Source organism: Pseudoalteromonas sp. BZK2, assembly GCF_014349195.1.
In the GTDB taxonomy this organism is placed as follows: domain Bacteria; phylum Pseudomonadota; class Gammaproteobacteria; order Enterobacterales; family Alteromonadaceae; genus Pseudoalteromonas; species Pseudoalteromonas simplex.
In genome coordinates this window covers 114,329-140,697 of sequence record NZ_JACSOG010000005.1, presented here as the reverse complement: position 1 = coordinate 140,697, position 26,369 = coordinate 114,329, and the positions used below count along the sequence as shown (strand labels likewise).

At 39.1% G+C, this 26,369-nt stretch carries 23 protein-coding genes; 16 read left to right on the top strand and 7 right to left on the bottom strand.

The window, feature by feature from the left end:
• Positions 1-48: 48 nt before the first annotated feature.
• A complete protein-coding gene (locus BIZ38_RS04800) occupies positions 49-1,398 on the bottom strand; it encodes a class II 3-deoxy-7-phosphoheptulonate synthase (RefSeq protein WP_054563102.1) in 1,350 nt (449 codons plus the stop codon).
• Between the two features lie 436 nt (positions 1,399-1,834).
• On the opposite strand from BIZ38_RS04800, the gene BIZ38_RS04795 reads away from it, so the two are divergent.
• Positions 1,835-2,710, top strand: coding sequence for a DNA replication terminus site-binding protein (locus tag BIZ38_RS04795; RefSeq protein WP_054553335.1), 876 nt, complete (start codon positions 1,835-1,837; stop codon positions 2,708-2,710).
• Between the two features lie 61 nt (positions 2,711-2,771).
• On the opposite strand, the gene BIZ38_RS04790 is transcribed toward BIZ38_RS04795, so the two are convergent.
• Positions 2,772-3,986 carry a hypothetical protein gene (locus BIZ38_RS04790; protein WP_054553336.1) on the bottom strand — a complete coding sequence of 405 codons (1,215 nt, stop codon included), beginning with the start codon at positions 3,984-3,986 and terminating at the stop codon, positions 2,772-2,774.
• A 769-nt stretch (positions 3,987-4,755) separates the two neighbouring features.
• Here BIZ38_RS04790 and BIZ38_RS04785 point away from each other — a divergent pair.
• The 5 genes from BIZ38_RS04785 (at position 4,756) to BIZ38_RS04765 (ending at position 13,205) form a co-directional block, all read left to right on the top strand.
• On the top strand, positions 4,756-5,994 hold the full coding sequence (locus BIZ38_RS04785) for an AAA family ATPase (RefSeq protein ID WP_166341018.1): 1,239 nt from the start codon (positions 4,756-4,758) through the stop codon (positions 5,992-5,994).
• Between the two features lie 14 nt (positions 5,995-6,008).
• Positions 6,009-6,971 (top strand): transcriptional regulator, encoded by a 963-nt coding sequence (locus BIZ38_RS04780; protein WP_187489712.1) that lies wholly within the window; start codon positions 6,009-6,011, stop codon positions 6,969-6,971.
• A gap of 415 nt (positions 6,972-7,386) precedes the next feature.
• On the top strand, positions 7,387-10,530 hold the full coding sequence (locus BIZ38_RS04775; RefSeq protein ID WP_187489711.1) for a DEAD/DEAH box helicase: 3,144 nt from the start codon (positions 7,387-7,389) through the stop codon (positions 10,528-10,530).
• Positions 10,531-10,759: 229 nt separating this feature from the next.
• Positions 10,760-12,226 (top strand): DNA recombination protein RmuC, encoded by a 1,467-nt coding sequence (gene rmuC, locus BIZ38_RS04770; protein WP_187489710.1) that lies wholly within the window; start codon positions 10,760-10,762, stop codon positions 12,224-12,226.
• 1 nt (position 12,227) lies between these two features.
• The gene (locus tag BIZ38_RS04765) at positions 12,228-13,205 is read left to right on the top strand and encodes a hypothetical protein (RefSeq protein WP_187489709.1); all 978 of its coding nucleotides are present in this window, start codon (positions 12,228-12,230) and stop codon (positions 13,203-13,205) included.
• Between the two features lie 72 nt (positions 13,206-13,277).
• On the opposite strand, the gene BIZ38_RS04760 is transcribed toward BIZ38_RS04765, so the two are convergent.
• The gene (locus BIZ38_RS04760; protein ID WP_187489708.1) at positions 13,278-13,982 is read right to left on the bottom strand and encodes a hypothetical protein; all 705 of its coding nucleotides are present in this window, start codon (positions 13,980-13,982) and stop codon (positions 13,278-13,280) included.
• Positions 13,983-14,108: 126 nt separating this feature from the next.
• On the opposite strand from BIZ38_RS04760, the gene BIZ38_RS04755 reads away from it, so the two are divergent.
• Complete coding sequence (locus BIZ38_RS04755; protein WP_187489707.1) at positions 14,109-14,684, top strand: DJ-1/PfpI family protein; 576 nt, start codon at positions 14,109-14,111, stop codon at positions 14,682-14,684.
• On the opposite strand, the gene BIZ38_RS04750 is transcribed toward BIZ38_RS04755, so the two are convergent.
• The gene (locus BIZ38_RS04750) at positions 14,679-15,560 is read right to left on the bottom strand and encodes a LysR family transcriptional regulator (protein WP_187489706.1); all 882 of its coding nucleotides are present in this window, start codon (positions 15,558-15,560) and stop codon (positions 14,679-14,681) included. The two genes, BIZ38_RS04755 and BIZ38_RS04750, sit on opposite strands and share 6 nt — an antisense overlap.
• Before the next feature lie 100 nt (positions 15,561-15,660).
• Between BIZ38_RS04750 and BIZ38_RS04745 the strand changes: the two genes are divergently transcribed.
• From BIZ38_RS04745 to BIZ38_RS04730, 4 genes are all read left to right on the top strand, one after another.
• Entirely contained in the window at positions 15,661-16,149 is a 489-nt protein-coding gene (locus BIZ38_RS04745) for a DUF2938 family protein (protein ID WP_187489705.1), read from the top strand.
• A gap of 9 nt (positions 16,150-16,158) precedes the next feature.
• Positions 16,159-16,791 carry a thiopurine S-methyltransferase gene (gene tmpT, locus BIZ38_RS04740; RefSeq protein ID WP_054553346.1) on the top strand — a complete coding sequence of 211 codons (633 nt, stop codon included), beginning with the start codon at positions 16,159-16,161 and terminating at the stop codon, positions 16,789-16,791.
• A 275-nt stretch (positions 16,792-17,066) separates the two neighbouring features.
• A complete protein-coding gene (locus BIZ38_RS04735; protein ID WP_187489704.1) occupies positions 17,067-17,867 on the top strand; it encodes a DODA-type extradiol aromatic ring-opening family dioxygenase in 801 nt (266 codons plus the stop codon).
• 94 nt (positions 17,868-17,961) lie between these two features.
• Positions 17,962-20,292, top strand: coding sequence for a S9 family peptidase (locus BIZ38_RS04730; protein ID WP_187489703.1), 2,331 nt, complete (start codon positions 17,962-17,964; stop codon positions 20,290-20,292).
• 89 nt (positions 20,293-20,381) lie between these two features.
• On the opposite strand, the gene BIZ38_RS04725 is transcribed toward BIZ38_RS04730, so the two are convergent.
• Both BIZ38_RS04725 and BIZ38_RS04720 read right to left on the bottom strand, forming a co-directional pair.
• Entirely contained in the window at positions 20,382-21,116 is a 735-nt protein-coding gene (locus tag BIZ38_RS04725) for a hypothetical protein (RefSeq protein WP_138617213.1), read from the bottom strand.
• A 312-nt stretch (positions 21,117-21,428) separates the two neighbouring features.
• Positions 21,429-22,277 (bottom strand): LysR family transcriptional regulator, encoded by an 849-nt coding sequence (locus BIZ38_RS04720; RefSeq protein ID WP_187489702.1) that lies wholly within the window; start codon positions 22,275-22,277, stop codon positions 21,429-21,431.
• Positions 22,278-22,397: 120 nt separating this feature from the next.
• On the opposite strand from BIZ38_RS04720, the gene BIZ38_RS04715 reads away from it, so the two are divergent.
• On the top strand, positions 22,398-23,060 hold the full coding sequence (locus tag BIZ38_RS04715; RefSeq protein ID WP_187489701.1) for an FMN-dependent NADH-azoreductase: 663 nt from the start codon (positions 22,398-22,400) through the stop codon (positions 23,058-23,060).
• Between the two features lie 70 nt (positions 23,061-23,130).
• Here the strand turns inward: BIZ38_RS04715 and BIZ38_RS04710 are convergent, their stop codons facing one another.
• Complete coding sequence (locus BIZ38_RS04710; protein WP_187489700.1) at positions 23,131-23,589, bottom strand: GyrI-like domain-containing protein; 459 nt, start codon at positions 23,587-23,589, stop codon at positions 23,131-23,133.
• Between the two features lie 193 nt (positions 23,590-23,782).
• Between BIZ38_RS04710 and BIZ38_RS04705 the strand changes: the two genes are divergently transcribed.
• The 4 genes from BIZ38_RS04705 to BIZ38_RS04690 all read left to right on the top strand — a co-directional run bounded on the left by BIZ38_RS04705 (position 23,783) and on the right by BIZ38_RS04690 (position 26,369).
• Positions 23,783-24,409: a fused MFS/spermidine synthase gene (locus tag BIZ38_RS04705; RefSeq protein WP_054553353.1), complete on the top strand. Its 627-nt coding sequence runs from the start codon at positions 23,783-23,785 to the stop codon at positions 24,407-24,409.
• The gene (locus BIZ38_RS04700) at positions 24,394-25,284 is read left to right on the top strand and encodes a spermidine synthase (protein WP_187489699.1); all 891 of its coding nucleotides are present in this window, start codon (positions 24,394-24,396) and stop codon (positions 25,282-25,284) included. Before BIZ38_RS04705 ends, BIZ38_RS04700 begins: the two co-directional genes overlap by 16 nt.
• A complete protein-coding gene (locus BIZ38_RS04695) occupies positions 25,281-25,757 on the top strand; it encodes a TlpA disulfide reductase family protein (RefSeq protein ID WP_262387555.1) in 477 nt (158 codons plus the stop codon). Before BIZ38_RS04700 ends, BIZ38_RS04695 begins: the two co-directional genes overlap by 4 nt.
• A 135-nt stretch (positions 25,758-25,892) precedes the next feature.
• On the top strand, positions 25,893-26,369 hold the full coding sequence (locus BIZ38_RS04690) for a MarR family winged helix-turn-helix transcriptional regulator (protein ID WP_054553355.1): 477 nt from the start codon (positions 25,893-25,895) through the stop codon (positions 26,367-26,369).

Here is a 26,369-nt window from a genome sequence, read left to right as displayed (position 1 = left end):
GACATTAAAGAAGGCTGCAATATGCAGCCTTTTTTGGATAACTTAGTGTTACTTACGTGCGTCTTTTAATAAATCAGCAACTAAGAAACCTAGTTCTAAAACTTGATCTGCATTTAGGCGTGGGTCGCACTGAGTGCGGTAGCGCTGTGCTAAATCTTCATCAGATAAGCCATATGCACCACCAGTACATTCAGTCACGTGCTGGCCAGTCATTTCAAGGTGAACACCACCTGGGTATGAACCTTCAGCTTTGTGTACTGCGAAGAACTGGCTAATTTCACGAAGAATATTATTAAAGCTACGTGTTTTATAACCTGAGCTCGCTTTCTCAGTATTACCATGCATTGGATCTGAGCTCCAAATAACTTTACGGCCTTCTTGTTGTACTTTACGTACTAGTGCCGGTAGTTTCTCTGGCAGTACATCAGCACCCATTCGCGTAATTAACGTTAAGCGACCTGGAATGTTATCTGGGTTAACTGCATCGATAAGTTTGATTAGCTCATCTGGGTCCATACCTGGCCCAACTTTCACACCAATTGGATTTTTAATACCTTTAAAGAATTCGATGTGTGCATGATCAAGTTGACGTGTACGTTCACCAATCCAAACAAAGTGTGCAGAACAATCATACCAATCACCTGATAAGTGGTCACGGCGTGTTAGAGCTTCTTCATAGCCTAATAATAACGCTTCGTGTGATGTAAATAAGTCTGTTTCTTTTAAGCTCGGAGCAACGGTTGAGTCGATACCACATACTTCCATAAATTCAAGCGCATCTTGAATTCTGTCAGCTAGTTGTTGGTATTTCTCTTTAAGCGGATTTGCAGCAACGAAGCCCATGTTCCAGCGATTTACTTGATGTAAATCGGCTAAACCACCTTGCGCGAATGCGCGTAATAAATTTAGCGTTGCAGCACTATGATGATATGCAGTCATCAATCTCTGTGGATCAGGTACACGGGCTTGCTCTGTGAATTCAAAATTATTGATGATATCGCCACGGTACGAAGGTAATGAAACACCATCGATTGTTTCGTAATCTGATGAGCGTGGCTTAGCGTACTGACCTGCCATACGCGCAATTTTAACTACAGGGCATTTACCACCATAAGTTAAAACAACGGCCATTTGTAAAAGTGTTTTAAATGTATCGCGGATATTTGCGGCATTAAAGTCACTGAATGACTCTGCGCAATCACCACCCTGTAATAAGAAGGCTCTGCCTTCACATACAGCTTCTAGTTGTTTGTATAAGCTACGCGTCTCTTCGGCAAATACCAGAGGTGGTGCGCTTTTTAATTGCCCTTCAACTGATTTAAGGGCTTCTTGATCTGGGTACTCTGGCTGCTGAAGTATCGGCAGTTTTCTCCAGCTGTCTGGGTTCCACGATTGCATGTTGTTTCCTCATTCCTAACATAGACCATTTACGAAAACTAACTTATTGCACGTACTAAGTTCAAGGACAATATTCAGCTATTTACGATTATTTCGTTATTTGATAAACAGATTCGATATTAACTAGCAGATACTTAGCATCTTTCCATTTTGAAACAGTGAGTTATAGAGCTTTTTTTGTTTTAACAATTAACCCAAAGGCCAAGAACACATCTTACCTAGATTAAGGTCTAGTGTAACCTCTGCTTTACACACTTATATTGAACAATTTATATCTAACATTGATCAAGTTGAAAACCTGTACTAAGCAGCATAAAGAAGAACACATCATACTTAAATTGATTAATAAGTAAGGTCAGCATTGAAAATAAATTTATCTATTAATTTGCAGGGGATAAGGTTAAAATTGAATAACCGTTAAGTAAGATGTGTTCCTATGAGTACAAAGTTAGAGATACGCAGTCAGTTTGATTTAGTAAGTGAATTGACTCATTTGTTTTGTGAAGAATTAAAAGAAGTGGGTTTTGATAAGGCTTCATATTATCAACTGCCAGATATCGATGTAAACGACGAAAAGAAAGTTCCTTCTTCAATTAGTGTACATAAAATTGAAGGCGATGATGCTCATAAATTAATTCTAAATTCCTTTGGTGATTTTTATAAAAAGTCAGGATTAAGTAGTCGAGTATTAAAAAGGCATCCAGGCTTATTAGTTTTAAAAGATGTCGATAAGCAACATTTCATTGCAAGGATAAATCAATTAAATAAAGCCAAAGCTGATTTTAAAAATAGTGTTATAGCTATCGATAATAATGATGCGAGGTTTGAAGCTGTCCACAATGCTGTTCCAAATCTCATTACCCTTGCAGCATATCGTAAGATCCATTTTGAAACTGAATCGCCCTACTCTGTTCGTTTTACTTGGATGCACAAACACGCAACTAAAACGCTAACAAAAAAAATGGCCTTAGCAATGTTGGATAAATCGGCTAGTTATTCTAACCCAAGAATGATCGACCAACACGCTTGGCAAGCGCTAGTTGCACAAGAGCAAAGTCGAGTTGCAAGTTTAGGTGATAAAGAAAAATTGCGAATTCGTAGACCAACAAGAGTTAGCCCACAAGTTAATGTAAGATATACAGCTAAAAATCGATATCATGTTAGTGCTGCTTTACCTTTTATTTTGATAAACCCAGAACCAGATGTAAAACTTGGTACATTAACTGATTATCAAAAACCTGAAAGCCACCCTCGAAAAAGAGAATATGATTTCTTAGTAGATAGACTTTACTTAGAACAAGTGACAGATTGATTATGTTAAAAAGGCCACATATGTGGCCTTTTGTATATAGTAATAGTAAGTATAAAAGAAATTAGTCTTCGACTATTTCTTCAATTTTATCTTCATCGATTAATACCGCATTCTCAACAATGCGTTTACCACCTTGAATTTCGATTCGTTTATTATGCTTATTAAGCGTAAGAATCTCATCACAAAATTGATCAGATGGATGCATTTCATATGTGTAATCAATAATATTACCCGTTTTGTCATCTTTGACATTGGTAATGTTATATTCAGAGATTGCACCTTTCTCAATTAAGTCTTTCATTGTCGTAGTCATATCACGACGCAAAGCTTTTAATTTATTCTCGGTAATTTCGTCTGTTGAATAAATAGAGCCATATTTTTCCATAATCGATAATAGTCGGAAATGGTAGGTCTTACCCGGTGCCGCATAACGCCATAAATGATATAAACGAAGCATCATCCAACGAGATAAACCACGTTTTAATTCTTGAGCACTATTAAAGTAGTAACCTTTGTATTCAAGGTTATCGATCATGTTATGAACGAAGGCATTCAAACAAGCTACACATTTTACGTTACCACCTTGACCTTTTTTTCCACTAAAATGAAGTGACGATAAAAAGTTCATGTTCGATTCGTAAAATGAGTCATCAATATCAGAGTTACGCGTATCTGTTGCTGAATATTTAAAAGAAAGTTTAGAACCTTGTAATGCTTCTAATGATTCTTTGATTTGCGGATAAGGCATCGACTGGCCAACCGCTTTCAGCTCTTGCGCTAATTCATTCATTGAAAAAACAACTGCGTATTGAATGCCAGACTTAAAATTGATTTTTACAATTTTACCTTTAGAGGCTAAACGAATTAAGGCACGTTCGACTTTTTCTTCTCGATCAGATGGCCAAACAAGATATTCAACATCTTCACCATCTTTTCTTGTGCTTACTACCGCAGGTGTAATTTTGATTTCGCCATCATAAAGAATGCCGTCTACTTTTTCAGAGATTCTTCTTGTGACGATGGTTTTCTTTGGTGCTTCTTCAACCGGAAGCTTCTTATGACCAGAACGGACAAAACGTCCCCATAAATCATAATGATTAAATGTATTTGAGTAAGCTCTCAAACCATGTGCAGCATTTTCAATTGAAACACGCACATCTTTGTTGTCTGTAAATAGTGCAAGACTTTCATTATCTATTGCACTTTCCACCCCGTGGATCTGCCCGCGTAATGTATCGGGTAAGTTATCTACCGAGATGTTGACCTTTCGGCTCATTGTTCTTATTTCCAATTTTTCTTCGACAGTTAATAACAACACATAAAACTTCAAAAGTTAAATGTTTAAGTTAGTATAAACTTGATCCGATCATAATTTATTTCTTCGGATCAGTTTTATACTAACTGTTTCGTAATTGCTGATTTTCAGATCAGATTTTTACTAAGTTATAGTTGATAGGTCGCAATTTTACTAACTCAGTTCAATTTATGTCCTGTTAATCACCTTTTTAAAGCAAATTAACACGACAAAAATTGCTTTTTTAAAACAGCATGTGGATAAACAGCTCTTTAGTTAGCATAGATCTGATCTGTACCAACTATAGATCAGATCCATACCAACTTATTGCGCATTTTAGTTATCCTCTCAGTGTATAACTTTATAATTTAGTTAGTAAAAGTTTGATCTACACAAGCATTTTTGTGTGTAAAGCAGTGACTAAGCTGTGCATAAGTCGAAAGCTCATTTTTTGCTTAGTAATATGCTGATCTGCGAGTCATTATAGATCTGATCTTTACCAAGTAAAAACACGATCTGGCTTTTTAGTAAATATTCAATAAAATCAGTGATATATTTCACTATTTTAGCATCTTAACCTTATATACCTATATACTTAACCGATATTAAACTTACTTATTTATACTTAGCATCAGTAAAGTTACAAATTTTTATTAAATGTCTTATAAATAAAAGGTATGTCGTCTTAAATACTTGTTTACAGCAATTTGAATGGACATTATACTTAAAGCATAACTTTGAGGAAGAAAGTATGTCTATCAATAATAATGCGCTAGCCACTTACAGGTTACTAAAAGCGACAGCAGAAGTTGCTGAAAAATCGCTAGAAGGACGTATTCAACATTATCGTGCCCATTTAAAGTCTGAAGAAAAAGAACTTCGTACTTACACGCAAAAAGCAGCCGCTGACTTATTAGGCTGTAATAATCGCACCTTGAAACGACGTCATGATAATGGTGACTTTGATGAACTAAATATCAAACGTGGTGCTAATGGTCACTACGCATATACCTTAGTAAATATATTTGCTATGGCTGATATCATGGATATAAAGCCAGATCACCGTACCGTTGATGATAAATTACAAGTTATCGTTATTAACTCATTAAAAGGTGGTTGTGGTAAAACGACCAGCATGGTGAACATAGCCGCTGCACTTGCTACTACCAACATTAAACGATACAGAATTGGTATTATTGACCTTGATCCACAAGGTTCTTCATCAAGCTTTTTCCCACCAAGTGAGCCAGACCCAATTACTGTGGGCGATTTAATGCGTGACTGTATTGAACTCGATGAAAACGAAACCTGGGATGAATTAGTATCAAACTCTTTCTTACCTACCCATATACCTAATATTCGTATTTTGCCTTCTGGTATGGATGACTTTTATTTTGAGCATGAAACAGCAACTTTATTAAAAGATAGCTCTAGTTATGATAAAACTCGTCACTATCATAAATTGCTCGAAAAAGTTATTGAACCGGTAAAAGATCAATTTGATATTATTCTAATTGATACAGCTCCATCACTTAACTTTATGTTTTATAATGCATTAATGGCTTCTACATCGATGCTTATCCCTGTTCATCCTGAAGCTGTAGACTTTGATGCAAACAATAAATACTTAAAGCGATTAGGCGAGATTTACCATACAGTTGCTGCGCTTGGCCACCAAGGTTGGGACTTCATGCAATTCTTAGTAACTAACTATGTTAAAGGGAACCATTCACAGCGCGACATCGTTAAAGATGTTCGTAGTGCATTTGGTCGTCAAGTAATGAGTTATCCAATCAATCATAGCTCGGCAATTACCGCCAGCTCATCTTCTTTTAATACCATTTTTGATCAAAAAACGTCAGACAGCTTAGCTAGTCGTGAGTCACTACTTCGTGCGCAAGAAAATATCAAAGATGTGGTTGATGAACTAGAAATGTTGATCCGATCTAATTGGCAGTCAACTCAATCGTCTCTAAATACAGCTAAGTAAGGTAATTAATAAAAATGGCTAAAAAACGTAAAAACGATACCAGCTTAGACCCTTTTTCAACGTCTATCGAAAGTAGCAGTTTAGATGCTTTGCTAGAGCAAGCTTCAGCTGGTGATGTTATCAGTATGCCTGCTCCAAGTGATCCTACTCGTCAAATTACTTTGGTGTGTAAGGTTATTCCAAGCTCAGAAATTGAAGCTAAAACAAAGGTCTATGGTAAAAACCGCCGTGTACAATCATTGCTAAATGAAAAGTCAGTTGCCGATATCCTTCCTGCAATTGCCGAAGACGGCCGTAACCAGCACCCTGCCCTATGTTGGGATAAAGGTGACGAAATGCTTGTATTAGCAGGTTCTCGTCGTCGTAAAGCATGTATCTTAAGTAACTCTGATTACTTAGTTTTAAGCTCGGAAGACTTTACAGATCAAGATGCTAAAATTCTTGCTGTATCATCTGATCAATACATTGCCCCAAGTCTATGGGAGCTAGGTCAAGCATATCAACAGACCCGTGATGAGCTTATTGCTGAGGGTAAAAAAGGCTCTTATCGTGAGATTGCGGCAATTGAAGGTGTATCACACACTGCTATTGCTGATGCTATTAAAGCGTTTGAGAATCTACCTTCTGAGGTTTTAAGTCTTTACCCTACTGCGAATCATGTTGGCCGCGAAGTAGCTAAAAAGCTCATTAGTGCCAAAGAGCGTGATGAGCAGCTGTTTACCAAGCTTGTAAATGAGGTTAGTAATGATAGCGAAATAGCGCAAATCAGCAGCGATGATAAACGTTCTCTTGCAATTACCAAGCTATTAACTGCTGAGCCAGCAGCGCCAAGCCGTCGTGAAGCACTTATCGACAGTGAGTTTGTTAGCGTACAGCGTAATATTAAAAGCGGTGATTTATCTGTGAAAATCGATAATAAAGTGATGACAGACAAACGCTTAGAGCAGCTAACTAAATTGTTAAATAGCTTTAATTAGTTAGTAAAATAATGATCTCTCACGCTTTTACAGTTAGTAAAAGCGTGATCTCCCCCCTCCTTTCGTTAGTAAAATAGTGATCTTTGGTTGGCTAATTTGGTCATTATTACACTCTCAGATCAGTTTTTTACCAACTAATCGCCCCTTTACAGTTCCGTTACCCTGAAAATTTGTTTGCTTAGTAAAAAATCGATCTGTAAAGTCCCTTCCTTGTTATTAACCTGTTTATATCTTGTGCGATTGTTGTTTGTTAAATGCTCAGTATGTCACTTTTCAACTTTGATTTTATTTTAAAGCACTTTTTTACTAACTAATCAGCTCCAACCAGTCCAATATTGCCCAATAGTGCTTTAGCTCTGGGCCGATAGATCATATACTGGCAGAATTATTTTTTGTTTTTACTGCCAAAAGCGTTATGTCTGCTAACTTATCCAAAAATGACTTATTAGCTATCTTTGAAGAAATCAAACAAGAGCAAGAAACTCAGTTTCCTCTGTCTGAGCGCTTCATTAAACAGCTGTTTAAGCCACATGTGTTAAGTAAAGCAAAAGAGTATCATCAGAACGGCCAAATCAATTGGTTAGAACATAACAGTGACTTTAGTGTTATCGATGCATCTATGTTTGGTAACGAAGGAAATACCTTCACTCAGCATATTGAGATCAGTAAATTACCAAGTGGCTTTTCGGTCGATTCGCATTGTACTTGTGGCTCTAAAACTAAATGCCGTCATATTGCAGCTGTGCTCTTAAAGCTCAAAATTGAACATTCAGGTGACTACGGTGAAGACTACATCATTAACGATTGGTTTAGTGAGCTAAAAACCCTTAAGCAAGTTGCTAGTGACAATGCCAAACAGGTTTTATTATTTGTTTTTGATGTAGAGAAGTCTGTTGTAACCCTTACTCCTAAAATTGCTAATTACGATCCTGAGCATAACTATACGCTTGGTCGTAACCTTACCGAGCAGCAATTAAATAGTTTTGTAACCCCCACTGATTTATTAGAATCGGATTTTCGTTTATATAGCTGGATCCGTTCTCAAAATGCCCTTGGAAAACTAGAGCTTAAAGGTCAATGGGGCTTTGCAGCACTACAGCAATTAATTGCCACCCAGCGTTTGTTTTTAGGTCGCTCTCGCCAAGCAATTAAAGCTGATAGCATGCAAGCACTAGAGTTTGATTGGAAACAAAACAAAGACTTAACGTCATTGAGCATGACGCTTGCTGGTCAAGATAATTGGTTATTGTTAAAAACAACCCCCCCTACTTACCTTGACCCTGAAAAGCTAAAAGTGGGCCGAATTCGTACGCCGTTAACTGCCGATGAAATAGCGTTACTAGCCAATATGCCTGCTATTCACACAGAGAACTTTGATCGTGTTTATCAACAGCTCAATGATAATTTTGGTGAAGGTGTGATCCCTCATGCATTTAAGGAAAGCAAAAAAAGCCTAGCTCGAACTGTATTCCCTGTCATCAGTATTAATAATGACGAGGGCACAATCCGCCTAGGATTGCAGTTTAATTATCAAAACTCTTTGTATGATTTAAGCCAGGCGCCAGCTGATATATTAAACCAGTCATTAGAAAACACCGTTGTAAATGAATTAACTAACCTTGGCTTTGAATTATGTAAAGGGGCTTTACAAACTGATTTTATCTTTAATAAACAATCAGTTATTCATGAGCACTGGTTAAAGTTTGAAATAATTCCAAACTTATTAAAACGCGGTTGGAAAATTAATGATGAGTTAGACGTAGGCAAAGTTCTAAAACAACTTTCACTGCAAGTTGAGCGAGGTAAAGGTCATCAGATAGTTAGTAAAATCGTGATCTCTGGTGTTAAAACTCAACAGTTGTTTGTCACTGATAACAACACTTATCAATCTCTTAACAGACAAAGTGAACGCTTTTATTACTTTACTGTAGGAAAACGCTTTGCTGTGGTTGAAAAGGCCGCGATGATGCAGCTTAATGATTATCGTGAACGTTTTGAGCATATTAAAACCCGTGACGAAATCTTAATGCCTTTGTCGTTTTTGCCTAAGCTTATCGAGCAAAAAGCAATTAAGGTTAATATTGTAGACGATGCTCTAGATGCTTACCTATCTGAATTAAATAGCTCGCAACAGCTTATTAAAAAGTCCGATATTCAAGGCTTAAACTCTGGTGTGCAATTACGAGAGTATCAACAACACGGTGTTGATTGGCTCAACTTTCTAAAACGTCACCAACTTGGTGGTATTTTGGCAGATGACATGGGGCTAGGTAAAACCTTACAAGTTATCGCCTTTTTAGCTAATGCCAAGCAATCACCACAAGCTGGCCCTACGTTAATTGTTTGCCCGACCAGTTTGGTTGGTAACTGGCAAAGTGAAATTAATAAATTTGCCAGCAACTTAAAAATTACGACTGTCTTTGGTGCTGCGCGCAGCGACCAATTACAACAGTTGTCGCAAGCAGATTGTATCTTAACAACTTACCCACTATTAAAGCGGGACATTGCCTTTTATTCGCCGCTGTATTTTGAAAACATCATTCTTGATGAAGCGCAATATATCAAAAACGATGCCGCACAGGTTTCACGCTTGGTTAAGCGCCTTAATGCTGACTTTAAGCTTTGCTTAAGTGGCACGCCTATCGAAAATAACTTATTTGAGCTTAAATCTTTACTCGACTTTGCAATGCCTTCTTTACTTGGTTCGCAAACACACTTCAAAAGCTATTTTCAAACGCCTATTGAGCGTGATAACGACGTTGCCCGTGCAGATGAACTTAAATCGTTGATCATGCCATTTATTTTGCGACGTACTAAAGCACAAGTAACGCAGGAACTACCAGAGAAAACTGAGCTAGTTAAAGAGTTTGAATTTGAAAGCAAACAAAAGGAAATTTACACCGGTATCACTGAATCTTTAGAACAGAAATTAGTTGACCTATTTGCGCAGCAAGGTGTGCAAAAAAGTAAGCTTGCCTTTTTAGATGCATTATTAAAGCTAAGACAAATCTGCTGTCATCCAAAATTGATCGATCCTAGTTCACAGGCTGGCAGTGCTAAGCTTGAGTGGTTATCAAAGCATTTGCCTATTATGCTTAGCGAAGGACGTAAGGTGATTATATTTAGTCAATTCACCATGGCACTTGATGTGATAGCTGAGCGATTAAATGAACTTGGCATCCGCTTTAGTATGCTTACAGGGCAAACGCGACATCGCGACCGTGTAATTGAAGAGTTTACTCAAGGTGATACATCCGTATTCTTAATCAGCCTTAAAGCCGGCGGCACCGGATTAAACCTAACTCAAGCCGATACAGTGATTCATTTTGATCCTTGGTGGAACCCTGCCGTTGAAAAACAGGCGACAGATCGTGCCTATCGTATTGGCCAAACTAACCCTGTGTTTGTTTATAAATTGATTATGGCTAACTCAATCGAACAAAAAGTATTTAAAATGCAGCAGCATAAACAAGCCCTTGTTGATGCATTATTTACCGAGAAATCAATGAGTTTTACTCAGTTTGATGAAGAGCAAATGCTTGCACTGATAAAAAATTAAATTTTTTTAAAGTTTTTTTGAACTAATCAAATTTTGGGGCGTCTATTATTATGCTTGTTGTTAAATTGCAGTTTACATAAGCATTATGTTGATTTCCCATTTGGTTACTAAATTTTAGTAATGTTAGAGCCAGCTCACTTTGAGCTGGCTTTTTTTATGCCTAAACCCCCTACTCTGCTGAGCACTAATTCGTTATGATGATGTGTCTTTAAGTTATTGAGTTTTCATTATGATTACAGAGCTAATTGCACAGATTAATTGGCAAAGTGGTGTGCTTGGTGCTGCTGTAGGTGCTGTTGCAAGTGGTGTTATTTTTGCCCTACAAAATAGTCGCTTAAAAAATCAGTCAACCGAACTTCAAAATAGCCAGCAAATCTTGCAAAATCATTTAGAACAAAAGCAGCTGCAACTTGAACAAAGCCAGCTTACACTTTCGCAGTTACAGCAAGATTACGCAGAACAACGTGATGAGTCTCAACACTTTAAAACCCGCTTTGTAGAACAAGAAAAACAAGCACAACAATATAGTCAGTTTTGGCGCAAGGTCGAAGCTGAGCTTGCTGATACAAAAGCTGCACTTAATCAGCGCGATGTTGATTTAAGTACCTTACGAAGCACAGTTGAGCAAAAAGAACTGCATTTTAAAGAGCAGCTTAGCCATATCAAAGAAAGCAAAGAGCAACTCAAAAAAGAGTTTGAAAATCTCGCTAATCAAATCCTTGAAGAAAAATCGCAACGTTTTAAAACCTTAAATCAAGAAAGTATTGAGCAACTATTAAAACCTGTTCAGGGGGAGCTAAAAGGCTTTCGCGATAAGATGGAATTGATCCACGTCGAAGATCTAAAGCAGCGTGCAGCACTAAAAACTGAGTTATTGCATTTGCAAGCTAAAAGCCAAGCCATCACCGAACAAGCTGATAGGCTGAGCACTGCATTACAAGGGCAAAAGAAAACCCAAGGTAATTGGGGTGAGTTAATGCTTGAGAATGTACTAGACAGCGCTGGGCTGCGTGCTGGAGTAGATTATCAGCGAGAAGTATCGTTTAACACCGAAGATGGCCGTTTACGACCAGATGTTGTGGTGTATTTGCCTCAGCAACGTCATTTAGTTATCGATGCTAAAACCTCTTTAAACGCGTATACACGCTATGTCAATGCCGATACAGAGCTTGAAGCGCAGCAAGCGCTAAAAGAGCATGTTATGGCGGTGCAATCACGTATAAACGAGTTAGCAAGCAAAGCCTACGACAGACTACCCGGTATTAACTCACCAGAAGTGGTGATCATGTTTGTACCAATAGAGTCGGCTTTTGTTGAAGCGCTTAAGTACCAGAGTGATATTTATCAGCAAGCAATCGAAAAAAACATTTTAGTTGCTACGCCAACGACCTTATTGACTAGCTTGAATATCGTAAAACAACTGTGGCGTTTTGAAGAGCAAACTAAATACTCAAAAGAGCTTGCCGCTCGTGCAGAGCGTTTTTACAACAAACTCAATGGTTTCTTAACCAGTATGGAAGGGGTTGGTAAGCAATTAGACCGCGCCAAAGAAAGCTATGATAAAGCGTTTTCTCAGCTGTACCGCGGTAAAGGAAACTTGATTAAGCAGGCCTCTGAGTTCAAAGAGTTGGGGGTTTCTGTTCAAAAAGAGTTACCCGCGGAAACTGTTGAAAAAGCCCAATTAGAGTTAGATTAATATGCAGGTTTTAAAGCTTATCGGGTTTGTTATTCTCGCATCTGTATGTTTTGCAAGTAGTGTCAAAGCTGAAAATTATGATTACGACAGCCAACTTAATAAAGCGTTACACGCTAATAAACTCGTTGCGATTGGTGATGTTCATGGCAGCGAGCATGTTGTTACTAGGATTATAAAATACTTAGATGAGCCTAGTAACTGGCAGCAGCTTGATGATCTTGTCGTTGAATTTGGCAATGCGCGGTATCAAGATTTAGCTGATCAATATTTGTTGAGCAAACAGAATATAAGCATTGATGACGTAAGGCACATTTGGCGCGACACCTTGTATTTTATGGCATGGCAATATGATGTTTATGAGCAATTAGTTTTAAAGTTAAAACAGCTTAATAGTACCCGTTTACATAAAGTTCGTCTCGTCCTTGCTGAGCCTGCAATGAACTGGCAAACCCTCTCTAAAGAGGATTGGCAAAAGCTAGAGCGTAGCCGTGAAACTGGCTATTTAGAGTCAATAAATCAGCATGTTGTCGCTAAGCAGCGCCGTGCAATCTTACTCTTTGGTGCATTTCACACCTTTAAGCAGCCAGTGGTTATAAGTACTCAAGCTTCGCCTTTTAATTCAGTTATTACATTACTTGAACAGCAAAAACCAGGTTCCACTTACACGGTGTGGCCAGCGATGAAAAACGATGATATTGCATCATCATACCCTGCGGATAGCTTGATCCCTTTATCGGCTAATAGTTCGTTGAATAAGCCGTTAGCGTCAATGTCTAAACGTTTTGCTACAAGCAATAGTATTAGCCTTGCGGATGTTGCAGATGCCTATTATGTGCTAAAAAACACAGATAGAAATGCACCATTAAGTGATGCGGCTTTAAATGATCAGGCATGGCATAAAGAATTAAAACGCCGAGCTGAAATAGTATCACCGAGAAGCGCTAAACAAATCCACTCTTGGCTTAAGCAACATCACTAACATAAAAGCCAACGCCATGTTGGCTTTTATGTTATACCAATTCACTTAATTAAATATTATTGCGGATCGGTATTAATTAATAAGTTCAGCTGACACGATATCGTTAAGCATTAAAAAGTGGTTAAGTACAGACTCTTCAAGTTCAAATACCTGCGCTATTTTTTCGCCACTTGCTGACATTCCTGTTTGCGCACCTGCAAACTCGATATGTAGCCCTAAACGTTTTAGGGTTTGGGTATCATAACTATAAATAGCCGCATCACGTTTCTCGGTAATACCTGGCATCATCCCTATGATAGTAACCGCTTGTTCAACATTGATGATATCGAAAAATTGTCGCTCTGCAATTTGCCATTTTGCTATATAGCTAGCTACCTCGGGCGGCTGCTCCATGGGCACGTATAATGGCTGTAATGAGCCGCCATGCCAGCCAATAACGGCTTGTGCTTCAACGAGGACATGTGGACTTGCAGTAACGACATAATTGGCGCAGGAGGATGCACAAAGCTCACGCACTACAACATTGAGTTCATATTCATGAACTAAGCCTCCGAAATGGAGACCTGCCATCACATCACCACCTTGACTGTTAATAATTAAAGTGTTGATTTGCTGATCGCTATTTACTAATAATTGTTCAAACTTTTCAACATTTTGCTTTGATGTTTTGCCGTGAAAATAAATAGTGCCCGGCGATACTTCACTAATTTCAGCAACGCTTTGCTGTGTTGTTTTACAACCAACCAGCAGCACGCTCAATAATAATAAAAAACGCATTAACAATGCCTTGAAGTTTTGTTTGTATACAGTGCGCAATTTAATAATATGTCATTAACGAACTGCAAAAATGGCATAGTACGTTTTTTTACTTGAGAAATAAATCCACATAATAGGAACAATTGTATGAATATTGGAATTTACATCTATGATGATGCCGAAGTGCTCGATTTCTCAGGTCCGTTTGAGGTGTTTAGTACGGCTAAGCGCCTAGTGAATAATGATTGGCAAGTGAGTTTAATTGCCGAAAATGATAGTCCTGTTCATGCCCGCGGCGGTTATAGTGTAAACCCCCATTACAGCTTTGCTGACTGCCCTTTGCTTGATCTGCTTGTTGTGGTTGGGGGTGACCATACACGAGAGCTCGAAAAAGTAGAGGTTATTACTTGGTTAAAACACACAGTCACTAACACCAAGCGTGTTGCGAGTGTTTGTACGGGGGCGTTTTTGCTTGCTAAAACTGGGCTTTTAAGCGGTAAAAATGTCACGACTCATTGGCAAGATCAACCTGAGCTGGCTGCTATGTTTTCTGATCTCAACGTGATTGCAGAAACTCGTTGGGTCACCGACGGTAAGTTTATCAGCTCTGGGGGGATTTCTGCAGGCATTGATATGAGCCTAGCATTAGTCGCTGAGTTTATTAGTTACGAACACGCACTACTAACTGCTAAACAGATGGAATATAAATGGCAGACGTTATAATTTCTCAGCAATGTAGTCGGTTATAAACTGTTTTAAACATACAGCCTTTTTACTCAGTAAACGTGCGCTTGGCCAGATAGCATAAATGTCGCGGTTTTCCCCTCGCCAGTGTGGCAGTACTTGAACTAGCTGCTGAGATTTTAATTCATCTATAACCTCAAACCGAGGTAACAAGGCGATACCTTGCTCATCACAAACTAAGTATTTTACAAATCCAGTATCGTTAAAAGTACTAGCAAATCGGCACATGTGAGTATAAGTTGCATTCGTTTGTGTATTGGTTAGCTGCCACTTATTTCGCAACGTGGTACCAATTAATCTATGTTGTTTTAAATCAGCAGGCTCTTCTATGGCAAATGCCGAATTAAGGTATGCTTTAGTGCTTACAAATAAGGTATCAACACTGCCTAACTTTTTCTGATGGAGCATAGAATCAGCCTGCGGCCCGACTCTTATTGCTAGATCAGCTTGGCTTTTACTCAGATCTTCAAGTTTATTATTAAGCAATAACTCAAGTTGAATATCAGGGTACTGTTTAGTAAATGCGAGCCACATCGGCTTTAAGAAACCATGACTAATATTCAGAGGTGCTAAAACTTTAAGCTTTCCTGATAATTGTGCTTTTTGATCATTGAGCTGGCGGTGAGTTTGTTCAAACTGCTCAATTAATTCAACATAACTTTGAAAATATACCTCTCCTGCTTGTGTTAACGTGCATTGCCTTGCTGAGCGATTTAAAAGCTGCTCGCCTAGGCGTTGCTCAAGCCGTTGCAAGCGTCTCGATACTGTTGCGGTAGGCAACGCCAAGCTCTCAGCCGCATTACTTAGGCCGCCTTGTTTAACAATCTGTATGAATAGGGCAATATCGTCAATCATGTTCTCATTTATGCAATCATAGTTTGTTTATCTTGCTATTTTTAGCATTTTTGCAATTAGATATCATGCCTTTTATTAAATCATTTAAGAGCATCTAATTATGAGTGTTAATGATATTTATGTGATAACTTTTGTTGGCATAGCGGCGACTTTGTTCATTGATCTTTATGCTTTTCTGCTGGCTAAAGTGTTTAAGATACCGTCATTAAACCTTTGTTTAGTTGGCCGTTGGGGCTTGGGGTTATTAGCTGGAAAGTTTATGCACCAGAATATAACAAGCAGCCCTGCTAAGCATTTTGAGTGCGTGTTTGGCTGGTGTTTACACTACTTTATTGGTGTTTTATTTTCGTTTCTATTTATATTACTGGTCGGTCTTGCTTGGCTTGAACAGCCCACCTTAATTGCTGCATGTATATTTGGATTAGCTAGTGTATCTATGCCATTTTTTGTTATGCAGCCCGCTTTAGGGATGGGGATAATGGCTACGAAAACAGCAAACCCACTTCAAGCCCGCTTAAAAAGTGCTGTAACTCACCTACTTTTTGGTGTCGGAATATATTTATCAGCTCAATTCATTCAATTTATTTAGGAGTAAGTAATGGACGCAAAGCATTGGCATCAACGTTGGGAAAATAACGAAATTGGTTTTCATGAAGGAGACGTTAACCGTTATCTAGATCAGTTTTTTACTAACTTAAATTTACAGCAAGGCGATACTGTTTTTGTGCCACTGTGCGGAAAAACTCACGACATTCATTATTTGCTCGCGCAAGGTATGCGTGTTGTTGGGGCAGAACTTAGTGAGATAGCCATTAAGCAGTTATTTGATGAGTTAAAGCTAGAACCCGAAATTAGCCAACACGGCGAACTATTACGTTATCAAGGCGCAAATCTAACCGTTTGGGTAGGTGATATTTTTGCACTTACCGCGAATGAACTTGGCACTATCAACGCGGTTTATGACCGTGCTGCCTTAGTTGCGCTGCCAAAGCCCATGCGCATTCGCTATACCCAGCATTTACTTGAATTAACCAATAGAGCTAAACAATTAGTGGTGGTCTTTGAGTATCAGCAAAGTGAGTTTTCGGGTCCGCCGTTTAGTGTGGTCGCCGATGAACTACATCAGCACTACGATGCTTTTTATCAACTAACATTACTGTGCAAAGAACCTCTCGAAGGTGGCTTAAAAGGGCAAGTCCCGGCTATGAACGTAGCTTGGCATTTAAGTTAGTACATACAAACTGGTGGTGTGTAAATTCACACCCTAGTTGTGCGTTTTTGTGGCTAGTTATTGTACCTCTGTGCGTGCACTATAGAGATACCAATCCGCAATAATACTTAATCATTTTGAGGGATTAAACCTGTCGCTACCTGCGTTAAAAATTTCTTAGTTAGAATAACTAAATAACGAAATTTTTGCCTTGCTATCAACGAGGTTTCTTTGCCTCAAAATAGACTACTTAATTAAGCGAATTGGTATGAAAAGCGTATTTAAGGAGTACATTTATGCAAAAGCCACGCGTTTTATTTGTTTCACATGGCGGCGGTCCTATGCCATTGCTTGGCGATCCAAGTCATGCCGATATGGTTACTTGCTTACAGTCTATTGCTGCAAAAATTCAAAAGCCGTCAGCTATTTTGATGGTGAGTGCGCACTGGGAAGCGAACCCTATTAGCATTACTTCGAGCGCAGCTCCTGAGCTAATTTATGATTACTATGGTTTTCCTGACCCTGCTTACAGTATTGAGTACCCAAGCCCTGGCGAACCAGCCCTTGCCGAAAAAGTACATCAAGCATTGGCAAAGGCTAATATCGATAGCACATTAAACCCATCTCGTGGCTTTGATCACGGTATGTATGTGCCTTTGAAGATTATGTATCCAGAAGCAGATATACCTTGTGTGCAATTGTCGTTACATCCAAGCCTTGAGCCAAACTTACACCTAGCGATAGGTGAGGCTTTACAACAGCTTGATTACGATAATTTATTGATCATTGGTTCTGGCTTTACTTTTCATAATATGCGCGCATTTTTCACCCCTGAAACAGCTGAAATTAAAGCGCAAAATATGGCTTTTGAGCAATGGTTAGTCGATGTCTGTGGCAATACTGAGCTGAGTGAACAGCAGCGACAAGCTAAGTTATTAGAATGGCAAATGGCCCCTGCGGCGCGTTTTAGCCATCCTCGTGAAGAGCACTTATTGCCGTTACATGTTTGCTATGGTGCGGCGATGCGCCCTTGTAGTGATATCTACGAACTACGTATTGCCAATAAGCAAGCCAGTATGTTCTTGTGGGACGATTAAGTTTAAGTTCAACCCCCCAGATAACACGATAAAGGCTCAGATTTTATAAGCTTATTTTGGTACGCTAGGTAAGTTAAAACCTAGGAACAACAAAATGAACTTAATAAAAACATCAACCCTTGCGTTTGCTGTGGTTGCGGGTTTAGGTTTGCAGGCATGCTCAACGACAGAGCAAGCGAGCACCCAATCAGCAACAGTGAACGCAACGGCTAATCCGCTCTCGCTTGAACAAATTTATAAAGAAAAAGACTTTAAAGCTGAGCGTAGTACCTATTTTACGTGGCTCGATGATGGTACTGGTTATACGGTACTTGAAGAGCGCGAAAGCGATAAAAACAACCAAGACGACAAAGCTGAAGACGATGAGCACGGTGTAAAAGGCAATGATATTGTATTTTATAACGCCGATGGCACGGGTCGTAAGGTACTTGTTAGCTACGAAAAATTAATTCCCAAAGGTGATAAAGAGCCACTCACCGTTGAAAGCTACCAATGGTCTAAAGATGGTAAATGGCTGATGGTTTTTACCAATGGCGAGCAAGTATGGCGTTCACGTAGCCGTGGTGATTTTTGGCTTTTAAACCTCGAAACTGATTCGCTATATCAGTTAGGTGGTGAAAACATCGAAGCGAAAAAGCTGATGTTTGCTAAGTTTTCACCAGATAGCTCAAAAGTCGCTTATGTGCGTGATAACAACATCTACATGGAAAAAGTCGGCAGCAAGGCTGTGACTGCTTTAACCACTGACGGTAACGACACCATTGTTAATGGTAATTTTGATTGGGTATACGAAGAAGAATTTACTATTCGTGATGGTTTCCGCTGGAGTCCAGACAATAAATCAATTGCCTATTGGCAGCTTGATACCAGTGGCGTTAAATACTTCACCATGATCAATAACACCGATGATCTCTACCCTACCCTTAAAGAATTCCCGTATCCAAAAGCCGGCGAGATGAACTCAGCGGTTAAAGTGGGTGTGGTTAGTCTTAATGACAAGAAAACCCGTTGGGCTGAACTAGGTGGCGATAATCGCGATCGTTATATTCCACGTATTAGCTGGGCAGGCACAGGTGAATCTTTGATGATACAAGATCTTAACCGTCCGCAAAGCCACAACAAGGTTTGGTTATTCGACTGGCAAAAACAGCAGCTGACTAAAATTCTTGAAGATAAAGACGATGCCTTTATTGAGTGGTTTTATAAAGCAAACTGGTCAAAAGACGGTAAGTTCTTTATTTGGCATAGTGAGCGTGATGGCTGGCGTCATTTGTACCGTGTATCTCGCGATGGCGAAACGGTTGTTGATTTAACACCGGGCGAGTACGACATCATAGATATGTTAGCGCTCAACGAAGATAAAAACGTTATGTACTTTACTGCATCACCGGATGATCCAGGCCAGCGTTATTTATTCCGTACCTCGCTTGATGGTAGCACTAAACCGGTGCGCGTAACGCCTGCGTCATTCGATGGCTCAAACAGCTATTACATGTCTAAAGACACCTCTTGGGCGATGCATACCTTCTCTAAATTTGGCACCCCACCAATGAAAGAGATCATCAAAGTAAGCGATCACAGCAATGTGAAAACCTTAGTTGAGAACAAAGCATTAAAAGAGAAATTAGCGACTGAGCAGTTACCGACTCACGAGTTCTTTACGGTTAATGCGCGCGATGGTGTTGAGCTTGATGGTTACATCATGTTCCCAGCGAATATGGATAAAAGTAAAAAATACCCAATCGTTTTCTATGTTTACGGTGAGCCGTGGGGCTCAACAGTACAAGATCGCTGGGAAGGTAACAGTTACTTATACAAGTCGTATCTAACTCAGCAAGGCTTTATTGTTGCCTCAGTTGATAACCGCGGCACGCGCGCACCAAAAGGCAGAGATTGGCGTAAGTCTATCTACAAAAAAATAGGCTCTATTACCGTACGTGACCAAGTTGACGCCCTTGATGCAATGGCAAAACGTTGGGATGTCATTGATACCGACCGTGTTGGTGTATGGGGTCACTCAGGTGGTGGTAGTTCAACGCTTAATTTGTTATTCCGCCACGGTGATAGATATAAAGTGGGTATTGCCTCTGCCCCAGTGCCAGATATTCGCTTGTACGATACTATCTACCAAGAGCGCTATGCAGGTAACCCTAATACTGATCCTGAAAGTTACGACAACACGTCTCCGATCAGCTTTGCAAAAGACCTGCAAGGTAAGTTGCTACTGATCCACGGTACAGGAGATGATAACGTTCACTACCAAGGCTCAGAGCGCTTAATTAACGAATTAGTTAAGCACAATAAACAGTTCGAGTTTTTCTCTTACCCGAACCGTTCTCACAGCCTACGAGAAGGTAAAGGCACTACCCTGCACTATCACACTATGATGGCTAACTTCTTCGAAAAGCATTTACTTAACAAGTAAATATGCTCTATAAAAAATACCGCAGCTTAGAGGTTAAGCTGCGGTTTTTTTATGCAAACTGTAAACCCCCGTTACAGAAAATAAGCATTTTAATCAGAATTCTGTTTCTTCTTAGCTAACTCTCTATTATTGTTATGATGTTCTGCAAGTTCATACCAAAATTTATCTAGCCCTTTTTTTGATTCTAAGGAAATATAAAATCGCTTGTTGCACCAACTGACTCGAGGATAGATGTGCTTAAATTGTTCAAGATCAAATTTAGCCCAATTATCAGCATGTCGAATATAAGGAATATCAGTTACCCAAAATCTTAAATCTCCAGAGCTGATTCTGATTATCGAAGAAATGATTTCCCCATACATTGTCCATAGTCTTCGATAACACCGACATATTTCACCTCTAGAATATTTTTGCTTATCTTTACTGTAAGCAACTAAGTACTCAAGATTAAAAATATCTAGAAATATAAACGTATAAGCAGAAAGAATGTCATTTGTTCCTTCAAACCCTGCTCTTAATTTTAATAACTTACGGTAATATTTAGGGTGAAACTCAGACTTCAGTGAACCAAGAAACTGACGAGCAGACTTCCAAGAGCCGTCAGTTTCTTTTGAATTTTGGACGAAGGAGTCTAAATCAACTTCCACGTCAATAATTAAATCAGACAACTTCTCATTTAATACCCACGACTGCTTATATCGTTCGATAATCATTGTATTCTTTGTTTTTATAGCTTCTACCAGTATGGTTAACTCATATTGCCCTTTTGCCCCAGCAAATTTAGCAAGGCTATCTAAGCCCCATTTTAAGAGTGATTCATACATAATATGGCTCTTATCGTTCCATTTTGAAAATAGGTTTTAGCTCAATAAGCAGTATACAACTATGCACTAAAACGCGAGTTAAAGGGGTTATGTATTTATTACTATTTAAACGTAGCACTTATTAGGGGGAATGAACTTTAAAAAGAGTAATAAGAGTGCATTTATTCGTTTTTAATCATTTTGATATGGCTCAGTAATGACGAAAAACAAAGCTACAAATAGGCGTTAAACCAATTAACTAACTCTGTTTCTAGCTGCTTTTTATGGTTCATTAAAAACTTTATAATTTAAATGATGTTTACTTTTACATTTTTAAGTTAGTAACCGCTCAAGCCATTCAATCACAGCGTTATGTGCTGATGTTTCGAAGCGAGATTTTTCGGGAATGTAGTAACACAGTTTTGATTCAACTTCTTGGTTATTAAACGATGTTAGTAACCCTGCATCTAGGTAAGGTTGTACTAAGGTTTTTGAGCAAAACACTACACCTTTATTGGCGAGCACCTGATTTATACCAAACAGCTCTTGATCGAATGTTTTTACCTTGAAACATGAATCACTTAGGTTATTTACTTTTAGCCACTGCGTTAATGGTGGGGCTGGTAGGGCATTATTTTTCCATTGGCTGGTGTATAAAGTAACCTGTTTATCAAGCCAAGGGGCACTTTGTTGCGCGTTTGCCGCAAACATATCAAAGCGCTCATATTTGATGATATCTGCTTTGTTTACTTCCTCACTATTTCCTAGCCGAACAGGCAAGGTATGCAGTTGCTTATCTAAAGTTTCACTGGTTGATATATCGAGCTGTAAATGTGGTTTTTCGCTATTTAGCTCATCTAAAGCGGGTATTAACCTTAGGGCTGCTAGAGACGATGTTGTGGTGATGCGTACTTGATTATTTGCTTGGCTCAATTGTTCAATTGCCGTAAAAATAAGTTTAAAGCCGCTAGTTGTGTTTTGACTCAGGTACTCGCCTGATTGAGTTAAGGTAATCTTTCTCACTTCGCGATGAAATAAATCTGTATTCAAGCGGCTTTCTAGATTTGCAATGTGGTGCGATACCGCTGTAGGCGTAATCGCAAGCTCAGCGGCGGCTGCTTTAAAGCTACCTAATCGCGCAGCTGATTCAAAGGCTTTTAAAGCTTGTAATGATATATGCATAGTTGAACCCACCTAAATTTATAGATGAGTATAACTTACTTATAGTGAATAATAACTCGTTTGTTAAATAGCCTTCATTTATTGATGATACCAACACATTAACTAATGAGGTATTTACTTATGAGCACTCTATTACACATTGATGCTAGTGTACGTTCGGCTAAAAATGCAAACCCTAACCACGACTCAATCTCTAAAAATATTGCTAAGAAATTTGTAAATCACTTACAGCAAAATAATGCTATAGCTGAGTATATTTATCGTGATGTTGGAATGAATCCACCTTCATTTATTAATCAATCTTGGATTGGTGCTGTGTTTACGCCTGCCAATAAGTTAACGCTAGAGCAAAAAGAAGTACTGGCCGAATCAGATGAATTGATAAATGAGTTGGTTAAGGCTGATACCATCGTGATATCAACGCCTATGTATAACTATGGCATGCCTGCACAATTAAAAGCATGGTTTGATCAAATCGTTAGGATCAATAAAACGTTTGATTTTGACTTGCAGCGGGGAGATTTCCCTTTGCAACCCTTGTTAACTGGTAAACGTTTGCTGGTTATAACCTCAACGGGTGAGTTTGGCTTTGAGGTAGGTGGTATACGCGAGAGTATGAGCCACTTAGTGCCACACATTAAAACCTTGAGTAAGTATTTAGGTGTTCAGCATATTGATGAAATAGCCTGTGAGTATCAAGAATTTAACGACCAAAGACACCAACGCTCTTTGACTAATGCCTATGCTAAAGCAGAGCAATTAGCGCTGAGATACGCCAATTAATATACACAACAAAGCCGCAACAAGCGGCTTATTTTGTAATGGGGCTTTACACTAAAAAATGGGTTTAGTGTTATTCAACCGAAATGAATACCTCAACTTCTTCACTGCTTTTATAAAACTCATAGTCAGTTTTATATGCTCGAATATGCGGGCACTGTTCATTACTAAAGTACTGCCAAACTTGACCCCAAACATCGATAACGGTTTGTGGCATTGCTCCTTTGCCACTAAAGCGAAGATAGTTACCTGTGGCGAGTGTCGTTTGTTCTATCTCTGATGACGTGACTTCCATGTCAGTACACGCAAAGACATCAAACTCCCCTGTGACATCAGATTCATAATGAGTGTAAACGCCATAAACTTGGCTAGATGGGGTTAATTTTGGCGCTATGTCTGTATAAAACTGCTGCCATAAGCCAGCTATTTTGGCACCTTCGCCACTCATTTCATTCATATTGCAGGTGCGAACTTTGAGACCAAATAAAGTTGTCGGGTTGTCGATATTGATGTGTGTTACTTGCTGATCCATTGCATTTATCCTTGCTTAATTTGTTCCCAGTAAAATACCAGAGCATGTGTACTTTAACCTAGCCTTTTTAATTATTTATTTTAAAAAAGACTATATTTTGTCAACGGCCTTTACAGCTTAAAAAACAGTCATGGCATCCTTATCTGCATCAGGTTAAGATGGGTAAAATAACAACAAAATCAGCGGGTGTTTAATGAATAAAATCAATGCGCTTATCTACTTTTTAGCCTTTAGTAGTGGCTTTTGTATTATGGGAATTGAGCTGTTAGGCGGGCGAATTTTAGCGCCATATTTTGGTAGTAGTGTGCATATATGGGGCAGTATTATCACCGTCTTTATGTTGAGCTTATCTATCGGCTATTTACTTGGCGGCAAGCTCTCTACTCGCAATCCTTCGTTAACTAAATATGGACTCATTTTCTTTGTAGCAAGCATTATGGTGGTGCCAATTGTATTGTTTGCTGAGCCAATTATGACTTTTATTTTCACCCATATTGAAGACAGTCGCTACGGCTCGTTATTGGCATCAACGGCGTTGTTTTTTATTCCTACAACAATACTCGGCATGATCTCACCTTACTCAGTGCGATTATTGGTTACCGATCATGAAAAAAGTGGCCAGGTTGCCGGTGGTTTGTATTTTGTGAGCACCCTAGGAAGCGCCCTTGGCACGATTATTACCTCTTTTTATATGGTGCTAGCGTTTGATGTTAACGACATCATTAAAACCTTTGCAGCGGTTTTAGGCGCGCTTGGTTTGCTTGCAATTGTTGTTAGTCAAATTAAAACAAAGGAGCGTGCTGTATGTTTAGAATCTTAATGCTTTGTTTACTCATGACATTGCCTTTTAGCAGCTTAGCCGAAGTAATACATAAAGAGCGCTCGCTTTATCGCAATATTTTAGTGGAGAAGACTGGCGATTTACTGTGTTTAAAATTCAACGAAAAAACCCGTAAAAGTACGCAAAGCTGTATGTATGAGAGTAAGCCTAAAAAGCTGGTGTTTAATTACACCAAAATGACGTTTGCAAGCTTATTATTTATTGATAACCCTCAAAATGTATTAATCATTGGCTTAGGTGGTGGCACGCTATCTAATACCATTCATGAGCTTTACCCGAGTGCTCATATCGAAAATGTCGAAATTGACCCTGCGGTAATAAAAGTTGCCCGTGATTATTTTAGCTTTGTAGAAACCGATAACGTGACGTCAAAAGTGCAAGATGGCCGTATTTTCATTAAACGCGCCGCATTTAAAAAACAAAAGTACGATTGGATTGTTCTTGATGCCTTTAATGGCGATTATATCCCTGAACACCTCCTCACTAAGGAATTTTTTGCAGAAGTAAAAAGTGTTTTAGCTGATGGCGGAATTGTCGCTGCAAATACCTTTTCATCAAGCAAGTTATACCAGCATGAGTCGGCAACTTACTTCGATGTGTTTGGTGACTTTGTGAATGTTGTGACCGATGAAAACTCTAATCGCATTATTTTAGCTGGCTTCGAGACTATGCCTAGCCAGCAACAGTTAACTGAGCGCGCCAACAAGTTAGCAAGTAAGTTAAGCCCTTACGACGTTGATTTGCAGTTACTCAGCGAGCATTTGTTTTATACTAAGGGTAATCAAGATTGGCCAGCGGATATCAAGGTGCTCACTGACCAATATTCACCAGCGAATTTATTAAATTATCAATGATCAAATACGCCTTAATTGCATGCCTTTTATTTACCAGCCCTGCTGCTATGGCAGAGCACCCTTCACCCCCTCCTTTAGCTGCAAGTCAGCAGCAATTGTCTCAACTATTGAATCAATACAAAGGGCAAGTCGTGTTACTCGATTTCTGGGCGTCTTGGTGCAGCCCGTGTCGACGGTCATTTCCTTGGTTTATAGCCATGCAGAGCAAGTATCAACAGCAAGGGCTTAAAGTGATTGCTGTAAACATTGATGTTGAGCGCAGTGATGCCGATGCTTTTTTAACTGAGTTTGCAGTGAACTTTAATATTATTTATGACCCAGACGCTGTTATTGGCAGGCAATACCAACTTAAAGGGATGCCGAGCAGCTTTTTAATCGATAAAGAAGGCGTAGTACGGTTCCAACACACAGGATTTGTTGCTGATAAATTAGACCTCTATGAAAGCCATATCAAAGAGTTAATTACTAAGTAGTGTGATTAGGTAGATAACTTTTGCAGTTGTTCGCTTTTATCGAACAAAGCTATCTATTTAATTAATTGCACTAATATTTACTTAGCATGCTAACTACATTAAAATACTTAGCATGCTAAGTAAATGGAGCGCATCATGTCTTCCACTCCCCCTTTTCACGAAACTCTTGATTTAACATTATGCGGCAGTATGGGCCGTGTGCATCGTTTATGTCGCGATGCTGTCACTTTGGCGGTTGAGCCTTTGGGTCTTACCCAATCTCGCTGGACCGCGATGATGCACCTGTTTCATTTAAACCAAGGTTGTACGCAACAAGAGTTAGCAAATAGCTTAGGCATTGAAATGCCTTCACTCACTCGTACGATTAAGCAGCTTGAGCAACAAGAGATTATTGCTCGCAAAGCTGACGCTGAAGATAAACGCAGTAAACGTCTGTACTTTACTGAGCAAGGTCTACAATTGTTAGACACATTGCAGGTGATTATTGCTGATGTGAAACAGCATCTTTATGCCGACTTAACCACTGAGCAACTCGATACCATGGCGCATGGTTTAATTCAGATGGAACAGAATGCTCGCCAGTGTATCCGCCATTATTCAGGAGATAAGTAA